The sequence below is a fragment of the Hymenobacter cavernae genome, assembly GCF_014641455.1.
GTDB lineage: Bacteria > Bacteroidota > Bacteroidia > Cytophagales > Hymenobacteraceae > Hymenobacter > Hymenobacter cavernae.
The window spans coordinates 652,360-674,285 of sequence record NZ_BMHT01000001.1; the positions used below are offsets into that span (position 1 = coordinate 652,360).

Annotated in this window: 22 protein-coding genes and 4 tRNA genes; 6 read left to right on the top strand and 20 right to left on the bottom strand. The window is 49.9% G+C overall.

The features are described 5' to 3' along the window. Positions 1–60: 60 nt before the first annotated feature. The 13 genes from rpoB to IEX74_RS02835 form a co-directional block, all read right to left on the bottom strand. Positions 61–3,927, bottom strand: a complete 3,867-nt coding sequence (gene rpoB, locus IEX74_RS02775; protein ID WP_188811371.1) for a DNA-directed RNA polymerase subunit beta — start codon at positions 3,925–3,927, stop codon at positions 61–63. Positions 3,928–4,156: 229 nt separating this feature from the next. After that, entirely contained in the window at positions 4,157–4,537 is a 381-nt protein-coding gene (rplL, locus tag IEX74_RS02780; RefSeq protein WP_086592730.1) for a 50S ribosomal protein L7/L12, read from the bottom strand. Between the two features lie 63 nt (positions 4,538–4,600). Further along, positions 4,601–5,155, bottom strand: a complete 555-nt coding sequence (rplJ, locus tag IEX74_RS02785) for a 50S ribosomal protein L10 (protein ID WP_188810701.1) — start codon at positions 5,153–5,155, stop codon at positions 4,601–4,603. Between the two features lie 19 nt (positions 5,156–5,174). Beyond that, the gene (gene rplA / locus IEX74_RS02790; RefSeq protein ID WP_188810703.1) at positions 5,175–5,870 is read right to left on the bottom strand and encodes a 50S ribosomal protein L1; all 696 of its coding nucleotides are present in this window, start codon (positions 5,868–5,870) and stop codon (positions 5,175–5,177) included. 21 nt (positions 5,871–5,891) lie between these two features. Next, complete coding sequence (rplK, locus tag IEX74_RS02795) at positions 5,892–6,335, bottom strand: 50S ribosomal protein L11 (RefSeq protein WP_086592727.1); 444 nt, start codon at positions 6,333–6,335, stop codon at positions 5,892–5,894. 127 nt (positions 6,336–6,462) lie between these two features. Further along, positions 6,463–7,023: a transcription termination/antitermination protein NusG gene (gene nusG, locus IEX74_RS02800; protein WP_188810705.1), complete on the bottom strand. Its 561-nt coding sequence runs from the start codon at positions 7,021–7,023 to the stop codon at positions 6,463–6,465. 12 nt (positions 7,024–7,035) lie between these two features. Next, positions 7,036–7,230 carry a preprotein translocase subunit SecE gene (gene secE / locus IEX74_RS02805; protein WP_086592725.1) on the bottom strand — a complete coding sequence of 65 codons (195 nt, stop codon included), beginning with the start codon at positions 7,228–7,230 and terminating at the stop codon, positions 7,036–7,038. A 53-nt stretch (positions 7,231–7,283) separates the two neighbouring features. Continuing rightward, positions 7,284–7,354 (bottom strand) — tRNA-Trp (locus IEX74_RS02810). Between the two features lie 114 nt (positions 7,355–7,468). Further along, positions 7,469–8,659 carry an elongation factor Tu gene (gene tuf / locus IEX74_RS02815; protein ID WP_086592724.1) on the bottom strand — a complete coding sequence of 397 codons (1,191 nt, stop codon included), beginning with the start codon at positions 8,657–8,659 and terminating at the stop codon, positions 7,469–7,471. Between the two features lie 169 nt (positions 8,660–8,828). Then, positions 8,829–8,903, bottom strand: a tRNA-Thr gene (locus IEX74_RS02820). Between the two features lie 76 nt (positions 8,904–8,979). Then, positions 8,980–9,052, bottom strand: a tRNA-Gly gene (locus tag IEX74_RS02825). 71 nt (positions 9,053–9,123) lie between these two features. Beyond that, a tRNA-Tyr gene (locus IEX74_RS02830) sits at positions 9,124–9,203 on the bottom strand. A 224-nt stretch (positions 9,204–9,427) separates the two neighbouring features. After that, complete coding sequence (locus IEX74_RS02835) at positions 9,428–11,836, bottom strand: M1 family metallopeptidase (protein WP_229755093.1); 2,409 nt, start codon at positions 11,834–11,836, stop codon at positions 9,428–9,430. A 281-nt stretch (positions 11,837–12,117) separates the two neighbouring features. On the opposite strand from IEX74_RS02835, the gene IEX74_RS02840 reads away from it, so the two are divergent. The 4 genes from IEX74_RS02840 to frr all read left to right on the top strand — a co-directional run bounded on the left by IEX74_RS02840 (position 12,118) and on the right by frr (position 14,389). Further along, positions 12,118–12,621 (top strand): acyl-CoA carboxylase biotin carboxyl carrier protein subunit, encoded by a 504-nt coding sequence (locus IEX74_RS02840; RefSeq protein ID WP_188810708.1) that lies wholly within the window; start codon positions 12,118–12,120, stop codon positions 12,619–12,621. 42 nt (positions 12,622–12,663) lie between these two features. Continuing rightward, the gene (locus IEX74_RS02845; protein ID WP_188810709.1) at positions 12,664–12,924 is read left to right on the top strand and encodes a hypothetical protein; all 261 of its coding nucleotides are present in this window, start codon (positions 12,664–12,666) and stop codon (positions 12,922–12,924) included. A gap of 24 nt (positions 12,925–12,948) precedes the next feature. Continuing rightward, positions 12,949–13,734 (top strand): UMP kinase, encoded by a 786-nt coding sequence (gene pyrH, locus IEX74_RS02850; protein ID WP_188810711.1) that lies wholly within the window; start codon positions 12,949–12,951, stop codon positions 13,732–13,734. A gap of 91 nt (positions 13,735–13,825) precedes the next feature. Further along, complete coding sequence (gene frr / locus IEX74_RS02855; RefSeq protein ID WP_188810713.1) at positions 13,826–14,389, top strand: ribosome recycling factor; 564 nt, start codon at positions 13,826–13,828, stop codon at positions 14,387–14,389. Between the two features lie 74 nt (positions 14,390–14,463). Here the strand turns inward: frr and nadD are convergent, their stop codons facing one another. The 7 genes from nadD to IEX74_RS02890 form a co-directional block, all read right to left on the bottom strand. Then, positions 14,464–15,045, bottom strand: a complete 582-nt coding sequence (gene nadD / locus IEX74_RS02860) for a nicotinate (nicotinamide) nucleotide adenylyltransferase (RefSeq protein WP_188810715.1) — start codon at positions 15,043–15,045, stop codon at positions 14,464–14,466. Next, entirely contained in the window at positions 15,042–15,626 is a 585-nt protein-coding gene (gmk, locus tag IEX74_RS02865) for a guanylate kinase (protein WP_188810717.1), read from the bottom strand. The genes nadD and gmk overlap by 4 nt, the downstream gene beginning before the upstream one ends. Positions 15,627–15,635: 9 nt before the next feature. Continuing rightward, complete coding sequence (locus IEX74_RS02870) at positions 15,636–15,920, bottom strand: hypothetical protein (RefSeq protein WP_188810719.1); 285 nt, start codon at positions 15,918–15,920, stop codon at positions 15,636–15,638. Between the two features lie 14 nt (positions 15,921–15,934). Further along, positions 15,935–16,582 carry a sigma-70 family RNA polymerase sigma factor gene (locus IEX74_RS02875; RefSeq protein ID WP_188810721.1) on the bottom strand — a complete coding sequence of 216 codons (648 nt, stop codon included), beginning with the start codon at positions 16,580–16,582 and terminating at the stop codon, positions 15,935–15,937. Positions 16,583–16,657: 75 nt separating this feature from the next. Next, positions 16,658–17,794, bottom strand: a complete 1,137-nt coding sequence (locus IEX74_RS02880; protein ID WP_188810723.1) for an O-antigen ligase family protein — start codon at positions 17,792–17,794, stop codon at positions 16,658–16,660. Positions 17,795–17,972: 178 nt separating this feature from the next. Beyond that, the gene (locus tag IEX74_RS02885) at positions 17,973–19,013 is read right to left on the bottom strand and encodes a glycosyltransferase family 9 protein (protein ID WP_188810725.1); all 1,041 of its coding nucleotides are present in this window, start codon (positions 19,011–19,013) and stop codon (positions 17,973–17,975) included. Then, complete coding sequence (locus IEX74_RS02890) at positions 19,010–19,783, bottom strand: glycosyltransferase family 2 protein (RefSeq protein ID WP_188810726.1); 774 nt, start codon at positions 19,781–19,783, stop codon at positions 19,010–19,012. Before IEX74_RS02890 ends, IEX74_RS02885 begins: the two co-directional genes overlap by 4 nt. A gap of 242 nt (positions 19,784–20,025) precedes the next feature. Here IEX74_RS02890 and IEX74_RS02895 point away from each other — a divergent pair, with 242 nt between their 5' ends. Together IEX74_RS02895 and IEX74_RS02900 are read left to right on the top strand one after the other, a co-directional pair. Beyond that, positions 20,026–21,231, top strand: a complete 1,206-nt coding sequence (locus IEX74_RS02895; RefSeq protein WP_188810728.1) for a glycoside hydrolase family 16 protein — start codon at positions 20,026–20,028, stop codon at positions 21,229–21,231. Positions 21,232–21,356: 125 nt separating this feature from the next. Next, the gene (locus IEX74_RS02900; RefSeq protein WP_188810730.1) at positions 21,357–21,851 is read left to right on the top strand and encodes a hypothetical protein; all 495 of its coding nucleotides are present in this window, start codon (positions 21,357–21,359) and stop codon (positions 21,849–21,851) included. The last annotated feature ends 75 nt before the right edge of the window (positions 21,852–21,926 follow it).

A 21,926-nucleotide genomic window follows, 5' to 3' on the forward strand; every position in this document is an offset into this window, starting at 1 on the left:
AACACTAGAATAGGTACGACTCGTTCCATCGTATGGAAGCTGAGTCGTACCTTACTCTGTCTAATCAAGCGTAATTTCCAGAGCCAGACCACGTAGCTCGTGAATGAGCACGTTGAATGATTCAGGGATATTCGGCTTGGGAAGCACGTCACCCTTCACGATAGCCTCGTACGCTTTGGCACGGCCAATCACGTCGTCCGACTTCACCGTCAGGATTTCCTGCAGTACGTTAGAAGCACCGAAGGCCTCCAGTGCCCACACTTCCATCTCGCCGAAGCGCTGACCACCGAACTGCGCTTTACCACCCAGCGGCTGCTGCGTAATGAGCGAGTATGGTCCGATAGAACGAGCGTGCATCTTGTCGTCAACCAAGTGACCTAGCTTCAGCATGTAAATTACACCTACCGTTACAGGTTGGTCGAAACGGTCACCCGACAGACCATCGTGTAGGTAAGCACGGCCAAAGGTTGGCAGACCTGCTTCCGTAAGTTCTTTGGATACTTCCTCTTCGGTAGCACCATCGAAAATAGGAGTAGCATACGTACGACCTAGCTTCAGACCAGCCCAGCCTAATACGGTCTCGTAGATCTGGCCAATGTTCATACGGCTAGGTACACCCAGCGGGTTGAGCACGATGTCCATCGGAGTTCCGTCGGGCAGGAAGGGCATATCCTCATCGCGAACGATACGAGCTACAACCCCTTTATTACCGTGACGGCCGGCCATCTTGTCACCCACTTTCAGCTTGCGCTTCTTCGCGATGTACACTTTTGCAAGCTGCACAATGCCAGCGGGCAGTTCATCACCTACCTCTAGGGTAAACCGGTCACGCTTGAAGCGAGCTGTGATGTTGTTGCGGCGCTTGGTATAATTCTTTACCAGTTGCAGCACCATGCCATTCACTTTCTCGTCAGCCGTCCAGTTTTCCAAGATAAGGTCCTTGAACATGTTCACCTCCTCCGGCACAGCGTAGTTGCTCTCATCTTTGTAAGGGTTCTTCTCGGGGAAGAGAGCCTCCGTGATGTTCTTCTTACCGAACTTGGCGCCTTTAGACAAGATTTCGTCACCGAACTTGTGCTTAACGCCTTGCGACGTTTTACCTTCCAGCAGTTGCACTAGCTTGTCAACCATCACTGACTTCACACCACGAAGCTCCTGGGCGTAGCGGTCTTTCAACTCTTCTACTTCCTTCTTCGACTTGGCACGTAGGTTCTTATCTTTCTTGGGCCGCGAGAACAGCTTCGTACCGATAACCACACCATTCAGTGAGGGTGGCGCCTTAAGCGAAGCGTCTTTCACATCACCAGCTTTGTCACCAAAGATGGCGCGGAGTAGCTTCTCTTCCGGCGTCGGATCCGTCTCACCTTTCGGCGTGATCTTACCGATGAGGATGTCGCCTTCCTTCACCTCAGCACCTAAGCGGATAATACCGTTGTCGTCGAGGTTGCGAACGGCTTCTTCACTTACGTTCGGAATCTCCGACGTTAGTTCTTCCTCGCCGCGCTTGGTCTCACGTACTTCTAGCTCAAACTCCTCAATGTGAATTGAGGTGAAGATGTCGTCGCGTACTACTTTCTCCGAGATTACAATAGCATCCTCGAAGTTGTAACCCTGCCACGGCATGAAAGCAACCTGCATGTTACGACCTAGGGCTAGTTCACCATTGTTGGTGCCATAACCTTCGCACAACGGCTGGCCTTTCTCAACCCGCTGACCGCGCTTTACAATCGGCGTGAGGTTGATGCAAGTATCTTGGTTGGTACGACGAAACTTGATGAGGTCGTAAGTTACACGCTCAGCGTCGAAGCTTACCAGAATGTCTTCTGGCGTTAGATCATACTTAACAATGATCCTATTCGCATCAACGTAGTCGATAACCCCTGTACCTTCAGCTACAACCAGCGTACGCGAGTCAATAGCCGTGCGGCCTTCCAATCCAGTACCGACGATAGGCGCCTGTGGACGGAGCAACGGTACGGCCTGGCGCTGCATGTTCGAGCCCATCAGCGCACGGTTAGCGTCATCGTGCTCCAAGAAGGGAATCAGCGAAGCAGCCACCGACACAATCTGGTTCGGCGCTACGTCCATATAAGAGTACTCACCGGGCTCTACTACCGGGAAGTCACCTTCGAAACGTCCTTTCACGAGTTCCGACAAGAAGTTGCCTTCTTCATCAATACGAGCGTTAGCCTGCGCGATGTGGTGCGTGTCTTCTTCTTCGGCAGTCAGGTATTTCACCTGCTCGCTTACATCTACCTTACCTTCTTTAACAGCACGGTAAGGAGTTTCAATGAATCCCATGCCGTTCACACGAGCATGCACACAAAGAGACGAGATCAGACCAATGTTTGGTCCTTCCGGCGTTTCGATCGTGCAAAGACGACCGTAGTGCGTGTAGTGAACGTCACGTACCTCAAAGCCAGCACGCTCACGCGACAGACCTCCTGGCCCAAGAGCTGATACGCGACGCTTGTGCGTCACCTCAGCTAGCGGGTTCGTCTGGTCCATGAACTGTGACAGCTGGTTCGTACCGAAGAATGAGTTGATAACACTCGAAAGCGTACGAGCATTAATCAGATCAACCGGCTTGAAGTCCTCATTGTCACGCACGTTCATGCGCTCCTTGATAGTACGCGCCATACGAGCCAGACCTACGCCAAACTGCGCGTAGAGCTGCTCCCCTACCGTGCGCACCCGACGATTCGACAAGTGGTCAATGTCGTCAACTACAGCTTTCGAGTTGATCAAACCAATCAAGTATTTCACAATGAGAACAATGTCCTCATTCGTCAATACCCGAGCCTCCCAGTTCTTGTCGAGACCTAGCTTTTTGTTGATCCGGTAGCGGCCAACGTCACCTAAGTCGTAGCGCTTATCCGAGAAGAACAGCTTTTGGATGATGTCACGAGCCGTTTCTTCGTCAGGTGCCTCCGTATTCCGGAGTTGACGATAAATCTGCTCAACAGCTTCCTTCTCCGAGTTGGAGTTGTCCTTCTGAAGCGTATTATAGATAATTGCGAAATCCGCAATGTTTACGTTTTCACGGTGCAAGATCACCGACTTCGCCCCAGCATTGAGGATCGTGTCGATGTCTTCTTCCTCTATAGTAGAGTCGCGCTCCAACAGAACTTCGTTCCGATCAATAGATACGACTTCACCCGTATCCTCATCCACGAAGTCCTCTGTCCAGGTGCGTAGCACCCGAGCAGCTAGCTTACGGCCTACTGCTTTCTTCAGACTCTTCTTATCGGCCTTCACTTCTTCTGACAAACCGAACAGATCCAGAATATCTTTGTCAGTGCCGTAACCAATAGCGCGCAACAGCGTCGTTACCGGAAACTTCTTCTTCCGGTCGATGTAGGCGTACATCACGTTGTTCACGTCAGTGGCAAATTCAATCCACGAGCCTTTGAACGGAATGATACGAGCAGAATAGAGCTTAGTACCGTTCGTGTGCTTGCTTTGCGCAAAGAAAACTCCCGGTGAACGGTGCAACTGCGATACGATAACACGCTCAGCACCGTTGATTACGAAAGAGCCCTTCTCCGTCATGTAGGGAATATTCCCTAAGAAAACTTCTTGCTCAATCGTCTCGAAGTCCTCATTGTCCGTATCATTGCAGATCAGACGCAGTTTAGCCTTCAAAGGGACTGAATACGTCAAGCCACGGTCAATGCATTCGTCAACCGAATACTTGGGCGGATCAACGTGGTAATCAATGAACTCTAGCACGAAATTTTCGCGCGAGTCCGAAATCGGAAAGTTCTCCGCGAATACCTTGAACAGACCTTCGTCAGCACGGCTTTCAGCAGCCGTCTCCAACTGAAAGAAATCCTGAAACGATTGCAGCTGCACGTCCAGGAAGTCTGGGTATTCAATAACTTTCCTAATCTTGGCGAAATTAATTCGCTCGTCGGCTTTCTGCAAAGCCTCTGCTTTCGGTGTAGCCAATGCGTTTGGGTGTTAAGAAATGGACACTGAAGCGTAATCTAACAATGGCAACCTTTTGCCACACTCTCTCCCGTACCTAGGCACAAAAAGCCGCAATGCGGCACGCGAGAGTAATTCAATAAAACCTTATAGTCTACAAACAGGAAAAGACCTGGCTTAGTTGCCAGGCCTATCCATGTTTCTAAAAGAAAAAGTGGGCCGCAGCTTACTTAACTTCTACTTCAGCACCAGCTTCTTCCAGTTGCTTCTTCAACGAATCAGCTTCGTCTTTAGCAACACCTTCTTTCAGAGGCTTAGGAGCGCCGTCAACTAGTTCTTTGGCTTCTTTCAGGCCAAGGCCGGTCAGGTCTTTCACCAGCTTCACAACAGCCAGTTTCTGGCCGCCAGCAGCCTTCAGGATAACGTCGAACGAAGTCTTCTCTTCAGGAGCTTCAGCAGCAGCAGCGCCACCGCCACCTGCTACCATTACGGGAGCAGCAGCAGCAGGCTCAATGCCATACTCTTCCTTCAGGATACCAGCGAGTTCGTTTACTTCTTTCACCGTCAGGCTAACGAGCTGCTCAGCGAATGCTTTCAAATCTGCCATTTCTGTAGATTGTTAAAAAAGTTGTTTGTTGTATAAGTTGAAAGTGAAAAAGATGAGCAGCGGTTAGCCTGCAACCTCTTCTTTTTCGGAAAGCGTTTTAAGGATACCAGCCAGTTTGCTGCCGCCGCTCGACAGAGCAGAGATAACATTCTTGGCAGGCGATTGGAGCAAGCCGATGATTTCACCAAGTAGTTCCTGCTTACCTTTAATAGTGCTAAGAGCTTCGAGCTGATTAGCACCTAGGTAGATGCTAGCATCAACGTATGCACCTTTAAGTGCTGGCTTTGGCTCTACACCTTTTCCATAAGCTTGCTGCTTATAAAAGTCTTGTAGAAGCTTAGCAGGAGCTGAGCCTGACTCTTTAGAAAACAGAACACCTGACTGACCTTTCAGCGCAGCATCGATTTCTGTTGTATCCCCACCAAGCGTGTCAAGTGCTTTGCGGATCAACGTATTCTTGTATACCTTGAACTCCATGCCGCGGTTGAAGCACAGGCGACGGAATTCATTTATTTTCGCTACCGTCATCGCCGAAGCATCGGTGATGTAAAACGCGTTGTGCGATTGAAACTTCTCGCTCAACTCGTCGACGAGGGCTTGTTTTTCTTCCCGGGTCATATCGTCGTCTTAGTTATACTTAAGCGGAAGTTACTTGCGTGTCGACTGGTACCGCTGGGCTCATCGTGCTCGAAAGCGTGATGCTCTTGATGTAAGTACCTTTTGCCGACGAAGGCTTCAAACGGTTCAAAGTTTGAATAACTTCGAAGGCGTTTTCAGCAAGCTTGTTATCGTCGAACGATACTTTACCAACGCTGCAGTGAATGATACCGGTTTTGTCAACTTTGAAGTCGATTTTACCAGCTTTCACTTCCTGTACAGCTTTAGCTACATCGGTAGTTACCGTACCTGATTTTGGGTTCGGCATCAAACCACGAGGACCTAGCACACGACCTAAACGACCAACCTTTGCCATTACAGATGGCATCGTGATGATTACGTCAATGTCTGTCCAACCTTTCTCGATCTTGGCGATGTAATCGTCTAGACCAACAAAGTCGGCACCAGCAGCAGTAGCTTCTGCTTCTTTATCAGGTGTAACAAGTGCGAGCACGCGTACAACTTTGCCAGTACCGTGAGGTAGCGTAGCAACGCCACGTACCATTTGGTCTGCTTTGCGTGGATCAACACCCAAACGTACGTCAATGTCAACAGAGGAGTCAAACTTAGTATAGGTAATATCCTTTACTACTTTAGCAGCCTCTACCAACGAGCGTACTTGTGTCAGATCATGTTTGGCAAGGGCTTCCTTGCGCTTTTTGCTAACTTTTGCCATGAGTTCTTCTTGGTTTAAAAGTTATTGAGCGAAAGGAGCATCACCTTTGATCGTGATACCCATGCTACGAGCCGTACCAGCTACAAGCTTCATTGCTGACTCAATCTTGAAAGCATTCAAGTCAGGCATTTTCACTTCAGCAATCTGGCGGATTTGATCCCATGTTACCGAGCCAACTTTATTCCGGTTAGGCTCTTTCGAACCGCTCTGAATTTTAGCAGCATCTAACAACATCACCGGAGCAGGTGGGGTTTTCACCACGAAGTCAAACGACTTATCCGTGTACATGGTGATCAGAACAGGACATACTTGGCCAGCCTTATCTTGGGTCCGAGCATTAAACTGCTTACAGAACTCCATGATATTAAGGCCTTTGCTACCAAGTGCAGGTCCAACCGGCGGCGAAGGGTTCGCAGCGCCTCCCTTTATCTGAAGTCTCAGATAACCTCTAATTTCTTTGGCCATTTGGTTTGAAGGGCTTCGAGCTTGTTAGTCGTAACACGAACAGCTCTCAGTTTTAGATATTGCTTCTGAATATGTGGAAGCACCACCAGCCCGAAGCAGCTAGCTAGTGACGATAACTTACTTGATGTTATGATTCTTTTTCGACCTGTGTGTAGCTCAACTCCATAGGAGTACTACGGCCAAATATCTTCACGATTACATTCAGCTTCTTACGCTCTTCAAATACCTCACTTACTGTACCTGAGAAGCCACTAAATGCACCATCTACTACTTTCACCATTTCACCGGTGATAAATGGCGTTTCGAGAGAAGCTACTTCTTCCTCACTTTCATCTACGATTCCGAGGATACGGTTGACCTCAGCTAAGCGCAATGGGATTGGTTTCGTATTCGTGCTCTTTCCCTCTTTATCACTCAAGAAACCAATTACACCAGGAGTACTGGTGATAATATGGTCAACTTCACCATGGGTAAGATCAGCGTGAATAAGAATATAGCCAGGAAAGAAGTTACGCTCACGCACGCGCTTCTTACCATTACGCATCTCATATACCTTTTCGGCAGGAATCAACACCTGAGGTACTAAGTCCGCAAGACCATGACGACCAATCTCAGTCTCAAGGTACTGCTTAGCCTTTTTCTCCTGTCCGCTCACCGAACGAACAACATACCACTTCAATTCTCCCATCAGATCAAGAGATTAACGGAACGAATTGTAAAACACTTCTAAGCTCTTGTTGAACACAACATCCATAAGTCCAACAACGGCAGCAAATACGAGTGAGCCGATGAGCACTAAACCAGCACTCTTTTGTAGTTCCTCGAGAGAAGGCCACGTTACCTTGTAACGCATTTCCTCAGTCGTATCGCGGAAATATTTCGTCAGCTTACTCATGATTTAGCGCCAGTTTGGCTTTAAAAGTTAATCCAGTCAAGCTGGCTTTTCTGCACGGGCGGAGAGATTCGAACTCCCATCAAAGGTTTTGGAGACCTCTATTCTACCCTTGAACTACGCCCGTAGAAACACTCCCTTCAAAACCTAGGTTTCAATTGGGAGTGCAAAGGTAATGTAAAGTATAGATAAAACAAATCCGCCTCCGAAAAATCAGAGGCGGATTGTTCTATAAAGCAAATTAGTCAAGAATTTCAGTAACCTGACCAGCACCCACTGTACGACCACCTTCGCGAATAGCGAAACGCAGACCTTTTTCCATCGCTACTTTGTTGATCAACTCAACTTGAATAGTGATGTTGTCACCAGGCATTACCATTTCTACGCCTTCTGGCAGCGTGATGATACCAGTAACGTCAGTGGTACGCAGGTAGAACTGAGGACGATAGTTGTTGAAGAACGGCGTGTGACGCCCACCTTCTTCTTTCGACAGGACGTACACCTCAGCTTTGAACTTTTGGTGAGGAGTTACTGAACCTGGCTTGCAAATAACCATACCACGACGGATATCGTCTTTTTCAATGCCACGGAGCAGCAGACCTACGTTGTCACCAGCTTCGCCACGGTCAAGGATCTTGCGGAACATTTCCACACCAGTAACTACCGACTTCAGACCTTGCTTAGCACCCATACCTAGGATGTCTACTTGCTCACCTGAGTTGATGATACCACGCTCGATACGACCAGTAGCAACCGTACCGCGACCTGTGATTGAGAACACGTCCTCAACTGGCATCAGGAAGGGCAGGTCAGTTAAACGAGCAGGAATTGGGATGTAGCTATCAACAGCGTCCATCAACTCCTCAATCTTGGGAACCCAGTTAGCGTCGCCGTTCAGACCACCTAGAGCCGAGCCCTGAATAATCGGAATATTGTCGCCGTCGAAGTCATAGAAAGAGAGCAACTCACGGATTTCCATTTCAACAAGCTCGAGCAGCTCGGGGTCGTCAACCATGTCCACTTTGTTCATGAACACTACTAGTTGAGGAACACCTACCTGACGAGCTAGGAGGATGTGCTCACGAGTTTGCGGCATTGGGCCGTCAGTAGCAGCAACTACCAGGATAGCACCGTCCATCTGAGCAGCACCCGTTACCATGTTCTTCACATAGTCAGCGTGACCAGGGCAGTCAACGTGCGCATAGTGACGGTTTTCGGTTGCATACTCTACGTGAGCCGTGTTAATCGTGATACCACGCTCTTTTTCTTCAGGAGCGTTGTCGATCGACGAGAAGTCACGCTTAGCGGCCAGACCTTTGTTCGCCAGTACCGTAGTGATAGCAGCAGTCAGGGTGGTTTTGCCGTGGTCCACGTGCCCGATCGTACCGATGTTCACGTGCGGCTTGGAACGATCAAAATTTTCTTTAGCCATTGTAAAGAGATTAAGAGGAATTTTGTGGTGTAAGAGGGAAAAACGCGACTCGACTATATTGCAAGAAAGCGAAACACAGCTTTACCAAACTAGGAAAACTGCATGTCGCTTTTACTTGCTTGATAAACCAACGCTACAATCGCGCTGCTACGCTGGCACTATTTATAACTGGAGCCATTTATGGGATTTGAACCCATGACCTCTTCCTTACCAAGGAAGTGCTCTACCACTGAGCTAAAACGGCTGATTTCACTAAATAATTCACAAGGAACGTTCAAAAGCTCGCGACTTGCTTTTAAACAGATCTGTGCTTTGCTCTGAGCGGGAGACGAGGTTCGAACTCGCGACCTACAGCTTGGAAGGCTGTCGCTCTACCAACTGAGCTACTCCCGCAAATAGATAAACTAAGTGAATATCTAGGTAAGATTTCGCAAGTTCCACCTAGGTGCTCAACTAATTATCTGTGGGGGCGAAAGGACTCGAACCTTTGAACCCGAAGGAGGTGAGTTACAGTCACCCGCAATTGCCGCTATGCGACGCCCCCATATTTAACTTTTCAATCGATTATTAAAAAGTTCTCTTTCCTTAAGTTCCTACTTGCACTAAGGTGGAGGGCTTAAGGAGCTGCAAAATTAATGGGTTTATGATGCAAGTCAAGCGTTAAACGAAAAAGGATTCAATTATTTTTCGTTTAACGCTTGTAGTATAGAAGCAAGCCATAGCCATAAGGAAGCTAGGTATGTTGACTTGCTATTTGACTTATGTACTCTATTGCAACATGTTGAACATGCCTTTCACTTGCTGGTCTTTTTCTTTGTCTCGGATATCACGCATAGTGCTTTTCAGACTAGGACTAGTATCTGCTAACATACCTAATGCTTTGTATGCACCTAAACGAACGTAGAACTTAGAACCGGTACGCGCATAGCTTTCCAAGCGCTGCAACCCCTTGTCTCGCTCTACAGGCGGCATTCGGAGCATGAGCGTGGCAAAATTCTCGAAGTAAGATTGGTATAGATCTTCATCACTCACATCATTCATGCGGCGTAAGAACCACTGATACTGATCAGCAGTACCGTTCAGCGCGTAGTAGTTAGCGAGGGCCGTGAGCAGCGTTTCATTGCGCGTCTCCTGCAACAGATTGATACGTTCACGTGCACTGACCGTAGGGTTCTTGGCTAGTGCCTTGATAGCACTACCTATCACCATATACGAACTATCGTTGAGGGAGGTGGCATAGACACCACTGAAGTCTTCGTTGGGGAAAGAAGCTAAAGCCGTCAGGGCCGATGCTCGTACCTGGCTTCTGCTGTCTTTCAATGCGACACGCTGAAGATCTTTGCGGATGGCTCCTCCTTCAGGGCCTTTGTACTTGCGTAAAGCATCTGCTGCGCTTTGTCGCACTGCCCAGAAATCGTCGTTCAGGGCGTTGCGCAACATTCCACTGACAGCCAGGTCACCTACCTTGGGGCGGAGTTCCTGTATTGCTTCATACTTCTGTAAGTAGTTGCGTGCGTGATAGTACTGAAACAGCAATTCGTCTTGGGTACGCTCCTCTTCTACTTGGGCTAGTAGCTGTCCTTCGGAGTCAAACTTCACCAAGCTAGGATGTTGAGCGGCAGGTAGGGAGAAGGTCTGGTCGGCTTTGCTGATTATAATACGATGGTCAGTAGACTGATTATTATTCCAGACCGTGACAGTGATGGGCAAGCGGTAGATCGGGGAGAACGTAGTATCCTGAACCTGTTGTACATGCAGGTTTACTTGGCCGTTCGCGTAGCTATGCGTGATGTGTAGCTCCGGATGCCCACGCTGCATAAACCACTGATCGAAAAACCACATCAAATCCTCTCCCGTGACTTCTTCGAAAGCAATGCGAAGCTTAGCGACTTCGCTAGAGGAGAACTTGTTTTGCGTCAGATAATGGTTTAAGGCCGCGAAGAAAGCATCATCGCCGACATACTTCCGGAGCATATGCAGTACTCGCCCGCCTTTGCTGTAGGAATGTGAGTCGAACATATCTTCCCGACTCTCATAATGATAGCGAATTAACGGCTCTCGCTTGCTCTGGGCTTCGTAGAGGTATTGGCCCAGGCCTTTTTGCTGCTCCAGGGCAGCCTCATTGGCGCCTTTGCTATGTTCAGCCCACAGAAATTGCGCGTAGTCAGCAAATGACTCGTTGAGCGGCAAGTTCGACCACGATTCACACGTAACATAATCACCGAACCAATGGTGGAACAGCTCGTGCGCAATTGTGGCATCATCGTCGCGGTCGAGCAAGTCGCGCTGGGTGAGCTGCGTATCCTCCTGACGATGCGTTGTAGCCGTTGTATTCTCCATTGCCCCCGATACAAAGTCGTAGACAGCTACCTGCGAATACTTTTCCCACGGGAACGCCACACCTAGCTTGCTGGAGAAAAACTCCATCATTTCGGGCGTGCGGCCAAATACGGCGCGGGCTGTTTTCTCGAACCTAGGTTCTACGTAGTAGCTTACCTCCTTATCGCACCACTTGTCGCTTACTACGGCAAAGTCCCCGACAGCTATCATCGTCAGGTAGGGAGCAGCTGGCAGGCTTTGCTTCCATACATCCGTGCGGGTGCCGTCCGGGTTTGTTTTGGAGGAAATCAGCAGGCCGTTGGAAAGCGTTTTATACTGCGCGTCCACGGTCATCGTGATTTCCTGCGTCATGCGCTGGTTAGGCTTATCAATTGTCGGAAACCAGCAGGAATTTGCCTCTGTCTCGCCCTGAGTCCAGATTTGCCGCGGCTTGTTCTTATCTGTACCTAGGGGGTTGATGAAGTACAAGCCTTTATCGGATGTAATAGCGGCGCTGCCTCCAGCTGCCAGCTCATAGGGCTTAGCTACATAATTAATACGTATTTGGTAGGGTTCCGTACGTGTGTACTGACGATCAAGCGCAACGATGAGCTTACGCTTATCATACGTATAGTTGAGCGTCTTCTCCTTGCCTTTGGTCAGCAGACGCACATTCTTGATATCGAAGCCTTTGGCGTCAAGAATCAGCTGATTTTGCGTATGGAAATGCGGCCGAACCGATACAGTAGCGACCCCTATAAGCTGTTGTTTAGCCCAATCGAAGCGAATATCCAGCTTGGTATCAAGTAGATCAGTAAGGATAGTGGCAGCGGGCCGCACGGGCGTAGTAGGCGGCAACCAGGAAGGTACAATTAATGTGGTAGCAGTGGGTTCGGATGCGGCTGGGGCAGGTACGGTTGCTGTTTTCTTACGGGTTGCTGTCTTAGTTGATGTCGCTTTGGTAGATTTAACCGTTTGAGCAGGAGCGGTTATATGACACGTGAGGACCAGGCCAATAATGCCGAGGACCGAATATTTCATGATAGCAGACACTATGGGAAGGTGGGCTAAATTTCCGAAAATATTTCAGATTTGACCTATCTTTAAGCCCTTTTCCGCGACCTTTTTACTCCGTCTTTATGCTTCAGATAAGCGCTGAGTCTCACAAAACCTGGGAGATAGATTACCAATCTGACGGCGCGATTACCGTTGATGGCCAGCTATTCACTTGGGACTTAATCAGACTAGAGGAAGGGCGCTACCATTTGCTTTATCAGGATCGGTCGTATGCGGTTGAGGTAGTTAGCGCGGATTACACAGCGAAAGCATTTTCGCTGAAAGTCAATAACCGCTTGCTCGAATTGCATGCCAAAGACCGCTTCGACCTGTTATTAGACAGGCTAGGTATGTCCGGCGCAACTGCCCAAAAGGTTAATGAGCTGAAAGCGCCAATGCCTGGTCTTATCGTCGACATTCGAGTGGAGCTAGGTCAGGCAGTTCAAAAAGGCGACCCGCTGCTGGTTCTCGAAGCCATGAAAATGGAAAACATCCTGAAAGCACCCGGTGACGGTGTTGTAAGCGCCATCAAAGTGGTCATGCGGGATAACGTGAACAAAGGGCAAGTGCTACTTGCCTTTAGCTGAGCTTACTACCCCAATCAGTCTTTGAAGTAAACCTAGGATGCTATGACCGACAAAACACGCCTAGCCCAGCTCGAAGCTTTACTGGTTTTAATGCTACAGCGGCAGGATAAGCTTGAGGCAATGGTAGCGGAGCTGCAAGCTCAGCGCGACATGGTTGAGCAGCGCCTGCAACGACTTGAGGAATTCATCGCGACGCAACAGCAGTCTACCCAAGCTGCTCCGCCTCAGCCAGAGCACCGAAATACGCCGCAAACGGTGAGCTATCTGCTTGATGAGCTTCTACGCTTGCCGCATTATAACTGATTTCTCCACCTAACTCTCTCTACTTTGAAGTACAATCGAATTCTGCTGAAGCTAAGCGGTGAAGCACTGATGGGCCAGCAACAATATGGCATTGATGCAGCCCGCCTGATGCAATATGCGGAGGAAATCAAGGCTGCGGCCGAAAGCGGTACGCAGGTAGCTGTCGTAATTGGAGGGGGTAATATCTTCCGGGGGGTGCAAGCTGCGGCTTTTGGCCTCGATCGGGTACAAGGCGACTACATGGGCATGCTCGCTACCGTCATCAACTCGATGGCGCTGCAAAGTGCGCTTGAGGTACTAGGGGTACAAACCCGCCTGCTTTCCGGGCTTACCATTCAGCAGGTATGTGAGCCTTACCTGCGGCGGCGCGCGCTACGGCACCTAGAAAAAGGCCGCGTTGTCATCTTTGGGGCTGGTATTGGCTCCCCTTACTTCACGACCGATTCGGCCGCTTCGCTGCGCGCCATCGAGATTGAGGCGGATGTGGTACTGAAAGGCACACGCGTCGATGGCATCTATACTGCTGACCCGGAGAAAGACCCAACGGCCACGCGCTTTCCAGAAATCACCTTCGATGAGGTTATCGAGAAAGGCCTCAACGTGATGGATATGACCGCTTTCACGCTGTGCAAGGAAAATAACCTACCCATTATTGTGTTCGATATGAACACGGCCGGCAATTTACAACGGCTCATCGACGGGGAAGATATTGGCACGCGCGTGGTTATGTTCAGCTCAGATAGTGAGCAGCTTAACTCAAAGCAAGCCAGCTTACAGTCAAGCCTAGATACGCCAACTGGGCAAGCCTAGCCATTTGGATCTTAAACAGCTGCGCCAGGTGTTATTGAGCCATACTATCCTCGGCACAGCATTCAACTTTTAACATTCAGAATTCCAGGAAATGGACGAAGAAATTCAGTTTTATTTAAGCGAAGGGGAAGAATCAATGGCGAAGGCCCTACAGCACACCAGTGTAGAGCTAAGCCGCATTCGGGCAGGTAAGGCTTCGCCGGCTATGTTGGAAAGCCTGCGTGTAGATTACTACGGCACTCCTACCCCGGTAAGTCAGGTAGCCAACATCTCAGTGCCTGATGCTCGCACGCTGTTTATCAAGCCGTGGGAGAAGAACATCATCAGTGAAGTTGTAAAGGCTATCAAGAACAGCGACCTAGGTCTTAACCCGCAGTCTGATGCGGAAGGGATTCGGCTCAACATCCCGCCCATGACGCAGGAGCGGCGGCGCGACCTAGTGAAGCAGGTAAAGAACGAAACTGAGAGCGGCAAAGTCCGCATCCGCGGTATTCGCAAGGATGTGAACGAATCGCTGCGGAAGCTCCTAAAAGAAGGCGCCGCAGAGGATGCCGTGAAAGATGCTGAAGCGAAAGTGCAGAAAGCAACTGACAGCTACATCAGCAAGATTGATGATCTGATGAGCAAGAAAGAAGCTGAAATCATGACGATCTGAGTAAGTGGTAGCGCCATAAAAAAGCCCCGCCTGCTAGCTAGCAGGCGGGGCTTTTTGTATAACTAAGACCTAGGTCACTGCCAGAGTCTTTTTTCAAGGATTTCTTTCTCGACGGCAGCCGGCACTAGATAACGGATGGATTTGCCAGCGCGAGCGCAGCTACGAATAAATGTAGCCGAGATATCGAGAAAAGGCGCTTCAACGATTTGAACCTGGGCAGGTACAACAGGCAACGTAGTGGCTCCGGAACGTGGGTAAACGTAGATGGTATTCTCGGCCAAGATTCGGTCCGCTTCTCTCCAGCGCGGCAGCCCACCTAGGTTGTCTTCGCCCATCAGCAACACGAACTGATGATCAGGATGCTGCAACCGAAGCGCATCAAGGGTATCAATTGTGTAGCTAGGTTTGGGCATAGCAAACTCTATATCCAAAGCCCGCAGCCGGTCATTACCAGCAATAGCCAACTGCACCAAGTTGAATCGCTCCTGCTCCGGCAGCAGTTCCTGGTCGATCTTGAAGGGACTCTGAGGCGACACAACGAGCCATACAGCATCTAGGTCGGTGTGCGTGGCCATGAAGTGCGCTAGGATCAGATGCCCGCTGTGAATCGGGTTGAAGGAGCCAAACAGCAATCCTACTTTACGCGGCGCACTCACAAAGCACCCGAGGCTTGTGCCAGGAAGTCTCGCACCAGCTTTTCAGCTTGTGCGTAAGCTTCCTCCAGGTTGTCGTTGACAATGGCGACGTCAAACCGATCTTCGAACGTCAGCTCAAACTTAGCCTTGTAAACGCGCCCCGAAATGCTAGCTTCTGAGTCGGTGGCACGCGTGCGCAACCGGCTTTCCAGTATTTCCAGGGATGGCGGCTTTACGAAGACAGCCAAGGCCCGATCCTGGTAGAACTCCTTGATACTCAAGCCACCCTTCACATCCACATCCAGAATAGCGTGCTTGCCGCTGGCCCAGATGCGTTCAATCTCGGACTTAAGCGTGCCATAGAAGTTGCCGGCGTATACTTCCTCCCATTCCACGAATTCATCGTGGCGGATTTTCTCCTGAAATTCTTCGATGGAGATGAAGTAATAGTCTTTGCCGTTGGCTTCGGTGCGGCCGCGCTTATCGCGCGTGCAAGCCGAGATGGAAAAGCTTAGCTCCGGAATACGATCCAGCAGCCGATGAACGATGGTGGTTTTGCCGGCCCCGGAAGGAGCCGAAAACACGATAATTTTACCCTGCATCGGGCAAAATTAGGCCATTTCTGTCTTAAGCCGCGCCATAATTGTATCGGGCAGCGAGTTAGGAGCACCTTTACGGCCTACATACTGCGCCAGGAATCCAACGAAAAGGCGCTGCTTATCAATGCTATCGAAGCAAGGGGAGCAGTCTTCGGCGTGGTTGATGAAATAGTCTTCATCTTCCTCGCTGGGCGCTTGGCCCACGATGAGTTGGTCGAGAATTGTCGTCACGCGTTCACAGTCGGGGCCGTTAGCAGCCGCGGTCTGGTTGGTTGGTGTTGTAGACGTAGCTTTCATAATGAAATCATGGTTTAGTCGTTATCGTCATCGCCAGTCATGGCAGCATCGGCATCTTCTTCGCTGCCGTACCCCATCGACTTGGCGTATTTCTCTAGTTTTTCCTTCAGGAAATTTCGTGCCCGGTGGAGGCGCGAGCGGACAGTCCCGATTGGAATGTCAAGCACTTTTGCCATCTCCTCATAGGTAAACCCTTCCAGGTCGCAGAGGATGATGACGGTCCGGAAATCGACGGGCAGCGAGTTTAGTGCGCTGGCCACCTCATCACCGATGAGGTCGCGCACGGCCTGCTGCCGCATGTCCGACGACGTGCTTCCCACGTCGCCCTCGGCTTCTACGTCTTCCGTATTGTAGTAGCCTTCTATTTCGCTGTAATCGACTTTAGCAGGCTGCTTACTTTTTTTTCGAAAGTCGTTGATGAACGAGTTTTTCAAGATGCGAAACAACCACGCTTTTGCGTTGGTTCCCGGCTCGAAATATTCAAAGAATCGATATGCCTTTAAATACGTCTCTTGAACGAGGTCATTGGCGTCGTCTTCATCAAGAGTAAGGCGGTAGGCGAAGTTGTACAAAGGATCCAGCACCGGCATCAGTTCGGCTTGGAACCGGCGGTCTTTTTCTTCTTTGCTCAGCTTAGGAACCCGTTCGGGAGATTCGCTCATGGCGCTAGGTGTAGATGGCTAAAATTGTAAAAAAAGAGCCATTGATCAAATAATCAGGTGGTTCATCAACCTGACTTAAGCAATTTTGTCTGGTAACAGTTGGACTTGCCGCTCGGCATTTACTACCAAAAAGCCATAGAGAAAAACAAAAAGATTGAAACCAATCTGAAGCTGTAGCATTGAATCTGTAAGCATTGCTACACCCATAATGAGTAGGAAATGTATCACGTACGGGTTACGACGTACTCTAGGTTGCGCTAATGGCCCTAGCAAAACAAGTAGCCAGACAAACAGTCCTACTATGCCACTGCCTAGCAGGTAATGTAAATACTGGTTATGAACCATTACGCGGTTAGCCGGCAATAAGCCGAAGTCACGGTAGCTATACTGTTCCATCATTGCCATTTCAGTGTCAGCCAGCCCTACACCGAACCAAGGATGCTCTGTGATAACCGCCTGCGCTGTTTGCCAGGCAGCGAGGCGCTTAGAGAGCGAAAAATCGTTTATGTCGTGGTTGAACTCGAATTGCTCTAAGTCATAGTACGTGCCGTTCACCCTAGCTTGTACCGGCTCAAGCGTTTTGTGGGCGAGCCAAGGCAAGGCCACGAATACCAAGAGCAATCCTAAGCCTAATACAAATTGACGGCGGGCCACTATCAGCAAGATAGCATCAGCCAGCAGCGCGCTGTAGAACACGAGCAGACCAGTTCGGTATGCCAGCATATGTAGCACTACCACAATCAGCAACACTGCCAGCGACAAAAGCCACCGCCAAGGACGAGTGGCATTAGTAGTGCGCAGCAGAAAGATGCCGAAATAAAAAGCCAGAGCCAGCATTACGCTGAAGTGGATATGGAACACCCCCGTGATGGTCGGAATGTTCTGGCCAGTATTGAACATCTCGTGTACTTCCCGCGCGGTGAGCAGGTAGCGGATCAGGGTATCCGTGCCTAATGATGCTGTACCTAGCACAAAGGTGCAGCCCACGAGGAAGCGTTGGCGACTACTCAGGGGAGCTGCAACGGCAAAAGCCAACGGCACACCAAGGAGCGGCAATTGCCGAAACAGCTCGTGCCGCCACACGGCCCACTCGACAGTATATAAGCCACTAACCAGCAGCACGGCATAAAGTAAAGCAGCAAACCACGCTGCCGGGTTGCGCCACCAACTAGCTAGCGCCACTCGCCAATCTGGGTTGGTAGCCGCTGCCAAGAGCCCTACTAAGGGACTTAGAGCAACCAATGCACGAGCTGCGAGCAATCCAATTACGCCAGCAGTGCACGCTAGCAGAAGCAGGTGCTGGGAAAGGTAGCCGGTTCGGTAAGCTTGCCGCAATGCAACTCCCAGCGAGGATGAACTCATAACAAGGTGAAAAACGAACGATGCGAAGTCAGGAAGTAGCAACGGACAGGCGCTGCCACTTTAAAATACGGCCTAACACCTGACTAGGTGTTAGGGCCTTAATACAGGTACAGCTAGCAGGCTGCTCTCGGCAAGCGACGCAATCAGGCCGATCAAACACTAGGTATTCGGCATGCAGGCCGAGCGGCGCCCACCGCCCTGGATGAATAGGCCGCATCGGCGGGTATAAACCTAGGGCATGCCGTCCTAGCGCTGCCGCCAAGTGCAGCGGTCCGGTGCTGGCGGCTACTAGGCCATCGGCGGCGGCAATGAACGCGAGTAGTTGGGTCAGGGTCAGCTTACCCGTTAAGTCACCAGCTAGCAGAGCGGCGTGCGTCCCTAGCCAGGGCCGCAGTTCCTCCCCTTCCGCGGCTGTACCCGTCACGAATACCCGATGGCCGGCTTGGTGCAGCAACTGAGCTAGCTTGCCAAAATGCTCAAGCCCCCACTCGCGGGCACTACCTCTTGAGCGAGGATGCAAGATAATGTTGAACTGTTGAGGACTGCGAGCGGCTAGCAGTTGCTGCCACGCTGGTGCCAACGCCTCCATCGGCTGTAACTGTACCAACTCAGCCACTTGAGCTAGTGCTGGTGCCTGTTCATAACCCAAGGGCTGCAGTAGCATCAGATTAAGCTGGGCTTCATGCAAAGGTGAGTGACGACGGCTCAGGCGCACCAGCCGATTGCAGGTAAGCCAATGAAACCAACGGCTGCTTGTCCCGATCCGTATCGGGATACTTGCTTTTCGTGCTAGCCGGGCTAGGTGCTTATTAGGAAAAATATGAAGAACAGCATCAGCGCGTAGCGCACGCAGACGCGTTAACTGCTCCTTCTCTGTTAGCAACTTTAGCTCGTCGTAGTTCAGAAACGCATCTACCCACGGACAGGCTTCTGCTACGGCTTGGGTATATGTACGCCCTAACAGCACCACACGGCAACCCGGCACCAGCAGCTTTAGCTGACCGCACACAGGCAAGGTAAGCACCACATCGCCAATGGCGTCGGTTCGGCTGACTAAAAACGTCTTCATGAGGCGGCTGGAGAATGCCGTAGCTTGGTGCGCAGCTTAGCAAATTTGAGAAAAACACCCCAGGCCGAAATAACAGCAATACACAATCCAGCGAAGCCGTCGAGCAGACCCAGCCGCAGAAAGTAACCGTGCACAAACTTCCACCACGGCTTTAGGAGCAGGTGAAACAACGTAACCTGATGCTTACCACGTAACGCTAGCTCGTTAGCGGCAATGCTGGTGAAGCGGTTGAGCTGCGTGATATGCTGCTCAACTGAATCGTACGAGTAATGCAGCAAATCACCACCTAGGTCAGCCACCTGTTGCCCTGGCAGTAACTCGTAGCGCTCATGCAGCAGCAAGCCCTCCCACTTGCCTAAGCGTCGGTCGTAGAGGCGCAGCTTGCGGTCAGGGTACCAGCCGCCGTGCCGCACCCAGGTGCCGCAATAGTTCGTGAGGCGCGCCAACGTGTAGCCGGCGGCTTGCCAGTCATTTTTCACCTGCCGAATGCTACGGCGTAGTTCCTCCGTCAATACTTCGTCAGCATCGAGCTGGAGCACATGGTCGTAGCGCGCCTGGGCCGTGGCAAAGTTCTTCTGCTCGACGTATCCTTCGAAAGCGTGCCGTATTACCCTAGCCTTATGCTGATGGCAGATTTCAACGGTGCGGTCAGTGGAAAAGGAGTCGACTACCACCACGTCGTCGGCCACTTCCTGCAAGGCTTGCAGGCAACGACCAATGTTCTGTTCTTCGTTGTAGGTAATAATGACGACCGAGAGCGGAATAGGCATAGAGCCGTAAATATCCGGATTTTACCAGCAATGCAATTAGGCTCTTGACGCATAATCACGTATTCAGGTAGGCACACTTCTCTCATAAATGAGGTTTGTGCTAACAACCTAGACTAAGAATTGAAGGTTGAAAAGGTAGCCTGTGGCAGGATTTCTGCCCCTTTGCGCCTTCTAATTTCCTTCACGCTTACTCCTTTCAGCGCACCAGACCCCGTTTGAGTGCTTGCTTCAATTTAACCTTTATGCGAATTACACTTTATCTAATTTCGCTATTCAACTTGTTTACTATTAACAAGTTATCAGCACAATCAATTTTAGATTACAAGAATTATCATGAAATATTCAGGGACGACTTCACCTATACAGAGCGAGAAGAGCTAGCGAAGAACTGGCGCTTCGTCAACCCCAATGATCCTAATCAAGGTTGGGGCGATGAATACTTTGCACCGGAGCAGGTAACCCTCCGCTCCGACGGGAAACATCGCCGTACCGGATTGCTTCGGCTCTCTGCAAAGCGCTTAGCAGAAGCTGAAGCACGTGAGCACGGCAATAAGCTTTTCGCTTCAGGTAAGATAGAGTCAATCGTTGATATGGATGGCACTCCCAATTGCGACGGTATGTACCAGGGGTTCACTTACGGGATGTTTGAAATTCGATGTAAGTTGCCTTATGGTCATAATGGTGTGTGGCCCACTTTCTGGTTTCTTTCCAGTGCTACCGAAATTGATGTGATTGATAATCTAAAACCCGATCCTGATAATGTTATTCAGTCGAATGTTATTGACTGGCGAAAAATTTCGCCAAAAGATTCGTCAGCGCATGTAGCGAGCGAAGCTATATTCAATAAGCCTTATGGCCCGTCGCTGTCCGCTGGTTTTAACACCTATACTGCGGTATGGACACCTACGCGCGTGTCATTTTTCTTCAATGGCCATCACCTGTATGATGTTGATGATACCGCTGTTGCAACGAACCGCTGCGCGGGCATGTTACTCGCTACTTTACAGATGAAAAACTACGATGCCTCTGTAAAAAAAGCGCATATGGATATTGATTATATCCGGGTATTGAAGCCGAACAATAATGACTATACGGTAAGCTACACAAAGAACGTTGATAACATTAATAATTCACTAAAAGCAGCACTCCCTGATGTAAGTCCGACAGCAGGTGCAGTGGCAGTGAACCCAATGATGCCGGAAGAAGAAGTATTCTACCAAGGTAAGGATAATGAGCTTTATCGTGCTTTGCGCCGAGGTAAGAGGTGGCAGATTGAATCTTTACATAAGCTTGCCTCCTTACAGCAGGATGATTATCTGGTACAAGGAAATTTAACCTTTGACTCGCGTAAAGGCATTATCACTTACCAAGGACGAAATAATAGAAAACAACTGTTTTACTTTGATGCTGGCTGGCACCACGCAGAAGTTACGTCTGATAATTTATAAGCAAGTCAGATATTAATAATACACCTCTAAGTAATTTTCATCTTCTAAATAAATTGCTTTCGTTATACCATTAGCATGTGGTCGTATTCACTTCTTCTCGTAGTTCTTACAAAGCAACAAATTAGATGACGAACTTACTCTGGTCTGCGCTGAACCTAGCCCTAGTGCTAGGTCTGTTATATACTTCGTTCCAAGCCACACAGTTGGTGAGGCAGCATATAGGTTCGGGAACGGCCCTGTTTTTTGTATTCGGTTTACTCTTAATCGGCTGCGGAAAATCTACTAAGCAGCAAATTGCTTCTAGTAACCTACTTTCTCACATTCCCAAAGACGCTCCCTTAGGGAATGCCAGTTCACATCAAGCCATCAACCTAGGTGGTAGTAATAAGCTGGAGTTACGAGCTGAATATTATCAGGAGAACGGCAAGGTCCGGCCACGCGGATTGTACGCCACCGTGTCTGGCTTCATGGTAGGTCATACTTGGCAGCCCAACGGTGGCTTCTTGGAGCAGAGCGGCAGACACCTACGTTATCATACATTTCTGACGCATAATTGGAATTTGCTAGGTGTGCAAGTATTCACGCAGACGGAAGAGTTCAGCGGCGCCATGTCTATGTAAAACCAGTAACACCAGCTTCCGGCCCATAAAAAAAGCCGACTCTGCACGATGCAGAGCCGGCTTTTTCTTGCGGCT